We start from the raw sequence: 8598 nt of genomic DNA, 5'->3' as shown, positions 1-8598 counted from the left end.
ATGGACGAACTGAAACGTCCGGTCGATCCAACGAGGGCGGGTGAGCTCGGGCGTCATCATCGGTCTCGGTGGCCTCACCTCTGGTGGACTCTCAGGTGAACGATCTCTGTTGTGCTGCGTGACAATCGCATGTATCGGGTCGGTAGAGTCACTTCATCGAAGCGTGATCCTACCCGAGGAACGATGCGACGGACTCGCCTCGGCGTCGGCGGCCATGATGTCGCGCCGCATCGTCTCCCATCATCGTGGCGAACCCCGCCGCTGTTGGCGTGTGGCGCCGCCATCCCAAACGGGACCCATGGTCCCGTTTCGCGCTCCTTCCCGGACCCACGAGTGCCTGCAGATGCCGGCGCGTTCCAGGAGCCAACGCTTGCCATTCATGGCAATACATTGTGCGACAATCGCTTCGTGCCGGCGGGCGGTTACGGTCTCCTATCAGTAGGTTGAAGGTTCGATCCCTTCGCGGCGCACCAACTTGCCTGTGGGGCCGTGGCCCCCGAATCTCGATGCGCGGTGGCGGACTGAAGAGGTTCGACCGAACGCCGGCAGTGCTACTCTTCCCGTGCGATGGAAGCGCCCGGGCTGTCGGCGTTGTTTCGCTCGGAAGCTCTCGAGGAGTTCGAGAACAGCTTCCGCCAAGCAACGCATCTGTGGGTCAAGCTGGCTCCCAACCCACCCGAGGGAACCCATGTCCTGAGCGCGGCGGCGTGCACCCCGGCCTGTGCGCTGGTGTCGAGCACGCCGCGGGGAACCGCCTACTGCGTCAAGATGGAGCTCGCTGCGTGCCGGCGTGCCGGGGCGACTCGGTCGATGTGCCAGCAGCGCTGTTTCGCGCGAATCGCCATCGCTGCCGCGCCGGTCCTGGTAGGCGGGACCCATGTGGCCACCCTTCTTGCCGGTCACGTCCTGCGGCGCCTGCCCGACGATGCGACATTGGCATCTGTGGGACGACGCCTGAACCGCTGGGGGGCCGCAGTCAGGCTCGCAGAGGTCCAGCGTGCTTACGAAGCGACACCTCGAATCACGGGGAAGGAGTGGCGGGGGGCGGTCAAGCTCCTGGAGCTGTTCGCCGACCATCTCGCGGAACAGGCCGCCCATGGCCTGTTAAGACCTGCTGGCTCACCCCCTTCCTGGCTCGACGCGGCCCAGCATTTCGTGCGGCAGCACCACGATGAGCGCATCACGATGCGCGACGCGGCGCGTCAGGTGAATCTGAGCCGCTATCACTTCTGCAAGATGTTCCGCCGGTTCACCGGGCAAACGTTCACCGAGTACATCACCAGGGTTCGCCTCCAGAAGGCCAAGGAACTGCTTCGCAGCTCCCAGCTCCGCGTCGTCGAGGTGGTCGACCTTGCGGGATTCGGATCCGTCCCCCAGTTCAACAGCGTCTTCCGCAGATACGTGGGCCGGTCCCCAACCGCGTACCGGCGCGACCTCGCTTCAGCGACCCCGGGTAGCCCGGCGCCATCCCCTCCTCGCTCGTCTCGCCCACCCCGCAATTTACGAGAAGGAATTCCCAATCGCCGAGTAGCGCCAGCCCCTGGCGGAGGCCGAAAGTAGCCCCAGGTAAGTAGGAGCACTGGACCACCGCGCCGAACGCGGGGTGGGCCGGTGGGGCTGTGCACTCACGACCCACATATTCCGCGACGTGCGCGAGGCGACACACCCTCCGGGCGGTGTGCAACCCGGCCCGTATCCGCACCATCTCCACTCACGGAGATCACCGCGAGACTCACCCTCGGTGTAGTGGGCCTCGCACCGCTTCACGGAGGCCGGCCATGTGCCGCAACAATCCCGCTCTCGCCAGAGTTCTCACTGGCCTTCTCCTGGCCGCTCCCGCCTGCCCCGCGCTCGCCGCGTGGCCCTACCACCCGCTCACCAATCTCCCGGTGTGCACCGCCCCGGGCACTCAGGAGAACCCCGCGGCCATCGCCGACGGAGTGGACGGGGCAATCGTCGTCTGGCACGACTTCCGCAACGTCGACAACGGCGCCGACATCTACGTCCAGCACGTGCTCGCGAGCGGAGCGGTGGATCCCGCCTGGCCGGCCGACGGCCGTGCGCTGTGCACGGCAACGTCGCCCCAGGTGGCCGCCGCGATCGCCAGCGACGGCGCGGGCGGGGCCATCATCACATGGAGGGACTACCGGGGCGGATTCCCGGATATCTACGCTCAGCACGTGCTGGCGAGCGGGGCGGTGGACCCCGCCTGGCCGGCCGACGGCCGTGCGCTGTGCACCGCCGCGGGCTCGCAGGAGTACCCCAAGATCGTCGCCGACGGCGCGGGCGGGGCCATCATCACATGGAGGGACGACCGCGGCGTCGACGCGGACATCTATGCTCAGCACGTGCTGGCGAGCGGAGCGGTGGACCCCGCCTGGCCCGCCGACGGCCGCGCGCTTTGCACTGCCGCGGGTACCCAGCAATCCCCCGCGATCCTCGGCGACGGCGCGGGCGGCGCCATCGTCACCTGGAACGATTACCGCAGCGGCAACGCGGGCATCTACGCCCAGCACGTGCTGTCGAGTGGGGCGGTGGACCCGGCCTGGCCCGCCGAAGGCCGCGCCCTGTGCGCTGCCGTGAATTCCCAGGGCCCCTCGGCGATTGCCAGCGACGGCGCGGGAGGAGCCATCGTCACCTGGAACGACCTCCGCACTGGCGGCACCAACTGGGACATCTATGCCCAGCACGTGCTGGCGAGCGGAGCCGTGGATCCCGGCTGGCCGGTCGACGGCCGCGCGCTGTGCACGGCAGCGAATACCCAGTACTCCGCCGCGATCGTCAGCGACGGCGCCGACGGCGCCATCGTCACTTGGCACGATTACCGCAGCGGCATCGACTACGACATCTACGCCCAGCACCTGCTGGCGGGCGGCGTGGTGGATCCCACCTGGCCGGCCGACGGCCGCGCCGTCAGCACCGCGGCGCAGTCTCAGCAGTACCCCAGGATCGTCGCCGACGGCGCGGGCGGAGCCATCATGACCTGGGACGACTACCGGAGCGGCGGCGTCGACAGCTACGCCCAGCACCTGCTGGCGAGCGGGATGTTGGATCCCGCCTGGCCGGCCGACGGCCGCGCCCTCTCCACCGCCTCGGGCAACCAGGGGAACCCGACGATCGTCTCGGACGGCATGGATGGCGCCATCGTGATGTGGTGCGACACCCGCGGGGGTTGGGGGGACATCTTCGCCCAGCGCGTGGCGCCGTTCGGCCGGCTCGGGAACCCGGAGGCTGCCATCATCAGCGTGGCCGACTACCCCGGCGACCAGGGCGGCAAGGTCCGCATCGAATGGACGCGGAGCTACCTCGATACACTTCCCACGCTGGAGATCTCCGCCTACGGGATCTGGCGCCAGGTGCCGGAGGCCGCGGTGCTGGCCGCCGAGCGCCGGGGCACGCGGCTGCTGGCCGGCGAGGCGAGCGCCGCCGATGCGCGGCCCGGGGTCTATCGCCGGACGGTGGGGCACGCGCAGGCGTTCTACTGGGAAGGCGTCGGCTCGGTCCTGGCGCGTGGCACCTCGAGCTACACCTTCGTGGCGACGACGTTCGAGGACTCGACGGGCGTCGCCAATCCCCACACCGTGTTCATGGTGGACGCGCATGCCGCGTTCGCGCCCGGCTTCTGGGATTCGAGAGCTGACTCGGGCTACTCGGTGGACAATCTCGCACCCGCGATGCCCGCGCCGTTCACCGGCCACTATGCCGCGGGAACCACGCATCTCCATTGGGGCCCCAATCCCGAGCCCGACCTCGCCGGCTACCGCCTGTACCGGGGCGCGACGCCCGGGTTCGTGCCCGGTCCGGGAAACCTGGTGATCGCGCAAGCCGACACCGGCTACGCCGACGCGGCGGACGCACCCGCCTACTACAAGCTGGCGGCCGCGGACGTTCACGGCAACGACAGCCCGTATGCCTTGCTGTCGCCCGAGGGGACGGTGGATGTCGGCGGAACCGAGGCAACCCGCGAGCTGTCGCTGGCACCTCCGAGTCCGAACCCGGCGACGAGGACGACGACCGTCCGCTACACGCTGCCGCGGGCAGTCGAGGTGCGGCTCGCGATCCATGACGCGCTCGGGCGGGAGGTGCGGGTGCTGGAGCGGGGGATGCGCCCAGCGGGCCAGCACGCGCTCGCCTGGGACCTGCGCGATAGAACAGGGCGGCCGTTGGGAGCGGGGATCTACTTCGTGCAGTTGGAGGTGGAGCGGAGGGTGCTGGTGCAGAGGCTCGTGGCCATGAGGTGATATGGAAGGACAAGGATAGGAACTTCCATGCGCGCGGGCTCGACGCGTCATCGCGACGTGGCGAGACGAGTACAACCAGCAGCGGCCCCCTGGGAACTTCCTGTTCTTAGAACGTCGTGGGCTGGCGAGGAATTGAAGCAGGCCATGAATCGCTCAGCGTTCCGTGCCGCTGTCTCCATTCCCGGCCCGGGTGAAGGCACTGAGCGTTACGCGCTGCCCTTGCCGCAGCAGGCAAGCAGCTGGAAGAACGACTGGAGCTGGCGGCAGAGCGATTGGGCGCGATGAGACCCCATCGACAGTGAAGCGCCCGTTCCCTTCCTGCTGCCGAGGCAGATCGAGAGTCACGCTCACGACGCCGCCTTGCTCTCCGGAGAAGAAAGGTTTCGCGAACTTCGGCAGGCCACCTTCGATGGACTCGGTGTTGCTGACCACGTCGCCGGTGGATGGGTCGTAGGCCCAGGCAGTCGGACTTGCGCCGAGATATCCGAAGAATCCCCAGTCGGGGCCGACGTCCCAAAGAAGCATGAAGCCGACTCCGATCTGACACTCTCCCATGCGCTCGACAACGAAATCCCAGCGATACGACCCGCTGTGGAGATGGAGGCACGTCGACGCCGGGATCCAGACCGGTGGCAACTTCTCTTTCGGCGGGCGCTTCAGCGGGTCCCATTCGATCGTGAGACCCTCGTTCGTCACCCACAGGCGGTCGGCATTGTGGGTTCGACTCCATTCGAATGAGCCGATGTCGGACTCATCAAGGGCAAACCCATTCAACAGCACAGGTTGAGTGCGTGGCGGCTCATGCATGGTGGAGTTCTATCTCTCTGGCCCAATTGCGTCGACCTGCCTCGCACCCAAGCGTGGTCGGCTGGCCGGACGGTAGCCCAACTGTAGCCACGCGAATCGTGACGAACCGGGATCAAGCGTGACTTGCGGTCGAGCGAGGTCGGGGCGAAACGCATGCGCTCACCACGCTTCACCCTGATTTGTCCCGGCTCGTCCGCGCCCCTCAATCCGACTCTTGATCAGTAGGTTGAAGGTTCGATTTCTTCGCGGCGCACCAACTTCCGGCACGAGCAATCGGTGAGATCGAGACGGCGAGCACGACCACCAAGGCGGGAATCCATCGCCGGATCATGATGAGCCTCCACTCCATGGGAGAGAGGGTCGCTCGTGCAACGGCCTGAGGTAGGAGGAGAGCGCCCGGGAGCCCCGAACGACGCGAAGCTAGACCTTCCCGGAGCTGGGGACGCAATGACCGTGATCGGCCTGTCGGTCATGGCGAAACGAAGCGACGGCAGGGCGCGGATCCTTCCCTGCCGCAGAACTCCGCGCGGGTGTGTGAGGCGATCTGCGTCAGAACCCTTCGGTCACTGAGCCGAGAGCGGGGTGCATAGGTCACTCCCACCTGGATCAGTAGGCGGACCCTGACTCAGCTCCACGGTCACGCAGCGAGCTACGTCCTGGGGCGGCAACTCGTGCACCCCGGAGCCCACGTTCCTCGGGGTCCGGAGGTCGGGCTTGTCCGCGGACGGCACGCGGACCGTCTGGGCCGGAGGCGCGACCTCGGGTCTCTCCCGCGAGATCAGGGACCACGTGCCGAAGGCAACGGCCGCCAGCGCGGCCGCGACCGGCAGGGCGACCCGCCATATCCGAGCCGGAGCGGGGCGCGCTCGCTTCACCAGGTCCCCAGCGGCGGCCGCCGCAGCGTCGTACAGATCCGATTCGAGCTGCGCCGCGCGCATCAGCCGCCTGGCGCAAGCCTCACAGGTCGCCAGATGGCGCCGGACCGCCTCGTCGTCGCGGGACGCAGTTCCCATCACCAACGCATCGAGTTGCTCCTGGCTCAAGTGCTCCACGATTAGTCTCCGCTATCCATTTCCCTCAGCGCCGTGCGCATGCGCGCGCGGACCTCGCACAGTGCCTGCCTCACCCGCTGCACCGAGATCCCGAGGTCGCGCGCCGCCTCGGCGTGACTGCGTCCTTCGGGCCCGTACACCGCGAGAAAGATCTGCCGGGCGCGCGGCGGACAGACCTCGAGCTCCCTGCGGATGCGGTCCAGCCGATCTTGCCGGATCGCTTGTTCCTCGGGATCCACCCCGGGGTCATGTTCCACATCGTCACCGGTGATCTCCGCCGCCGCTCTGCCGCTCATGATGGTCTCGTGCCGCCTCCTGGTCCGGCCCTCCTCGCGGGCCAACCAGCTGGCCTGCGTGATGGCGAGCCCCGGCAGGGTCAAAGACTGCAGGCGCCCTGCGCGCTGCTGGCGCACCAAGCGCACCCAGACCTCCTGCACAAGATCGTGCGCCGCGTCCCACGGCACCCCGCGCGCCAGCATGGCCAGCAGCACGCGGTGCGAGTGGCGCCGCACGATCTCGTCCCACGCCGACGACTGCCCCTCGAGCGCACGCGCAGCAATCTCCGCCTCGGACAGCCACCGGCAGTCCTGGCGACCTTTCCCCACGTCAGTGCTCGACGTTCGGGCTCGCCGGTTTTTTCTCCATCCGCCCGTCCGCGACAGTGGTCGGAACGGCCGTGTTGACGGCCTCGAAGCGCACCCCGCTCAGCCAGACCTTGCCCTGGCCTTCCAGCAGGATCCCCAGGCAGATGCTCTTCGCCTCCTTCGCGACGTCGAGCACGATGTCATAGCGAGCCCAGTCCCTGGACCCTGTGATCGGGCGAGTGTTCATGTTGTCGAAGGCGAGGGTGGTCCCGCAGCCGCCCTCGCCGTCCACCCGCATCCACAGGCCGGCCCAGTCCCTGACGTCCCGAGCCTTGACGTGAGCCGAGAACCGGATCCGCTTACCGGCGTAGGCGGCGGGGTCGATGCACTGCACCATCGTGCCGAAGCTCTGGCACTCGCCGACTGACGTGAGGCGGCCGCTGGGCTTGCCGGCGTAGGTCACGACGGAGTCGCGGTCCATCTGGTAGCACGACAGATCGTTCCCCGCGAGCTGCCAGCACGTGGGGCTGGACGCAGCCGTGACGGCAGGAAGCAGCATGAGAGCGGCAAATACCACGAGGAATCGTGCTCGCATCGGGCCTCCGAGCGAAAAGAATAGGCTTCGCTGCAGTGGGCAGCCACCTCAAGAACGGAACAACGTCCCCGGACATATCGGTCGTGAATGGGCCATGTGCCCCCGGCAGGCCCGGCGGCCCTCGGGACTGGACCGCGGCGCCCGATATATCTCGTGCCGTCGTCCCGTTCTGGAGGGTGGATGTATTCCTGCGGCGCGGTCCACCAATGCCTGGAGGTCACATGCAAACCCGATTCTCCGTGGTATTCGCCACTCTCCTACTGCTGCCTGCCTGGGCGGCCGTGGCCGCCACGTCGAGTGGGGCCGTTCTCCAACCTGACAAGCTCGTCATCCTGAGCACCACGGACGTCAAGGGAAAGACGGGTCCCTGTGGCTGCAACATCCCCAAGGGGGGCCTGTCTCGGCGAGCCAGCCTGGCGGACAGCATCAGAACTCAGTACGGACAGGTCGCCCTGGTCGACAACGGCGGGTTCTTCCCCGAGGGTGACGGTCAGCTGGATCTCGCAGGGTTCATCATGGACGTGATGAACCGGCTGAACACCGATGCGGTGGGGGTTGGCGAGCGCGACCTGCGATACGGAGCCTCCTTCCTTCGCGCGCAGGTGAAGCGCAACAGGCTCCCGGTCGTATGCGCCAACTTGATCGAGAAGCGCTCGCGCAAGCCGCTATTCAATCCATATCTGGTCAAGAGGATCGGCGGCGTGGAAGTGGGCTTCTTCGGCCTCATCGGCGAGAACGTCAACCTGGGGCCGTCGCGGGATTCGCTCCTGATCGAAGCGCCAGGGGCCGTTGCCACGAGGACCATCGCCGAGATGAGGAAGAAGGGCGTCGACGTGGTGGTGCTGCTGGGCCAGCTCGGCAAGGTCGCGAACGAGGACCTGGTGAGCACGGTCGATGGGGTGAACGCTGTGGTGGTCGGCCGCGACACTCCGATGATTCCGAAGGGGCGGATGATCAAGAACACCGTGGCCTGCTATGGCGGCGAACAGGGCTACTACCTGTGCAAGACGGTTCTGACGCTCGATGCCAGGCGGCAGGTCACGTCCGGCGAGGCTGACGCCGTCATGCTCGGGCCCGAAGTGAGCGATCAGCCCGAGATCAACAAGGTGGTGAAGGCCTTCGAAGAGGGCTTCCACGAAAAACTTCGCAAGGCCGAGAAGGAGCGGGCGACAAGCGCGGCAAAGCAAGACGGTGGAGACGACTAGCGATCGCTCGCCCGGCCTAGCCAGCACCCACGCGAAACGGGACGACGGGTCCCGTTTCGCGCACCCTCCTGTGCCCGCGAATGCCCGCGCGTTCTGAGCCCGAGTTTTGTCACA

Annotated in this window: 7 protein-coding genes; 3 read left to right on the top strand and 4 right to left on the bottom strand. The window is 67.4% G+C overall.

Annotation, left to right across the window (positions count from 1 at the left end; translation table 11 throughout):
• Window positions 1-591: 591 nt before the first annotated feature.
• Together VFQ05_02755 and VFQ05_02750 are read left to right on the top strand one after the other, a co-directional pair.
• Window positions 592-1560 carry a helix-turn-helix domain-containing protein gene (locus VFQ05_02755; protein HET9325672.1) on the top strand — a complete coding sequence of 323 codons (969 nt, stop codon included), beginning with the start codon at window positions 592-594 and terminating at the stop codon, window positions 1558-1560.
• Window positions 1561-1778: 218 nt separating this feature from the next.
• Window positions 1779-4241, top strand: a complete 2463-nt coding sequence (locus VFQ05_02750) for a FlgD immunoglobulin-like domain containing protein (protein HET9325671.1) — start codon at window positions 1779-1781, stop codon at window positions 4239-4241.
• Window positions 4242-4394: 153 nt separating this feature from the next.
• Here the strand turns inward: VFQ05_02750 and VFQ05_02745 are convergent, their stop codons facing one another.
• The 4 genes from VFQ05_02745 to VFQ05_02730 all read right to left on the bottom strand — a co-directional run bounded on the left by VFQ05_02745 (window position 4395) and on the right by VFQ05_02730 (window position 7279).
• On the bottom strand, window positions 4395-5048 hold the full coding sequence (locus tag VFQ05_02745; protein ID HET9325670.1) for a hypothetical protein: 654 nt from the start codon (window positions 5046-5048) through the stop codon (window positions 4395-4397).
• 563 nt (window positions 5049-5611) lie between these two features.
• On the bottom strand, window positions 5612-6091 hold the full coding sequence (locus VFQ05_02740; protein HET9325669.1) for a hypothetical protein: 480 nt from the start codon (window positions 6089-6091) through the stop codon (window positions 5612-5614).
• A gap of 11 nt (window positions 6092-6102) precedes the next feature.
• Window positions 6103-6705 (bottom strand): sigma-70 family RNA polymerase sigma factor, encoded by a 603-nt coding sequence (locus VFQ05_02735; GenBank protein ID HET9325668.1) that lies wholly within the window; start codon window positions 6703-6705, stop codon window positions 6103-6105.
• Window position 6706: 1 nt separating this feature from the next.
• A complete protein-coding gene (locus VFQ05_02730; protein HET9325667.1) occupies window positions 6707-7279 on the bottom strand; it encodes a hypothetical protein in 573 nt (190 codons plus the stop codon).
• A 221-nt stretch (window positions 7280-7500) separates the two neighbouring features.
• On the opposite strand from VFQ05_02730, the gene VFQ05_02725 reads away from it, so the two are divergent.
• Window positions 7501-8484 carry a hypothetical protein gene (locus VFQ05_02725; GenBank protein HET9325666.1) on the top strand — a complete coding sequence of 328 codons (984 nt, stop codon included), beginning with the start codon at window positions 7501-7503 and terminating at the stop codon, window positions 8482-8484.
• The last annotated feature ends 114 nt before the right edge of the window (window positions 8485-8598 follow it).

Source organism: Candidatus Eisenbacteria bacterium, from assembly GCA_035712145.1.
Lineage (GTDB): Bacteria > Eisenbacteria > RBG-16-71-46 > RBG-16-71-46 > RBG-16-71-46 > DASTBI01.
This window is presented reverse-complemented; position numbering and strand designations above follow the sequence as displayed.

Bases quoted from the DNA above. Each gene is read 5' to 3' on its own strand.
- VFQ05_02750 (HET9325671.1), top strand. From the start codon at position 1,779: ATGTGCCGCAACAATCCCGCTCTCGCCAGAGTTCTCACTGGCCTTCTC.
- VFQ05_02745 (HET9325670.1), bottom strand. From the start codon at position 5,048: ATGCATGAGCCGCCACGCACTCAACCTGTGCTGTTGAATGGGTTTGCC.
- VFQ05_02730 (HET9325667.1), bottom strand. From the start codon at position 7,279: ATGCGAGCACGATTCCTCGTGGTATTTGCCGCTCTCATGCTGCTTCCT.
- VFQ05_02725 (HET9325666.1), top strand. From the start codon at position 7,501: ATGCAAACCCGATTCTCCGTGGTATTCGCCACTCTCCTACTGCTGCCT.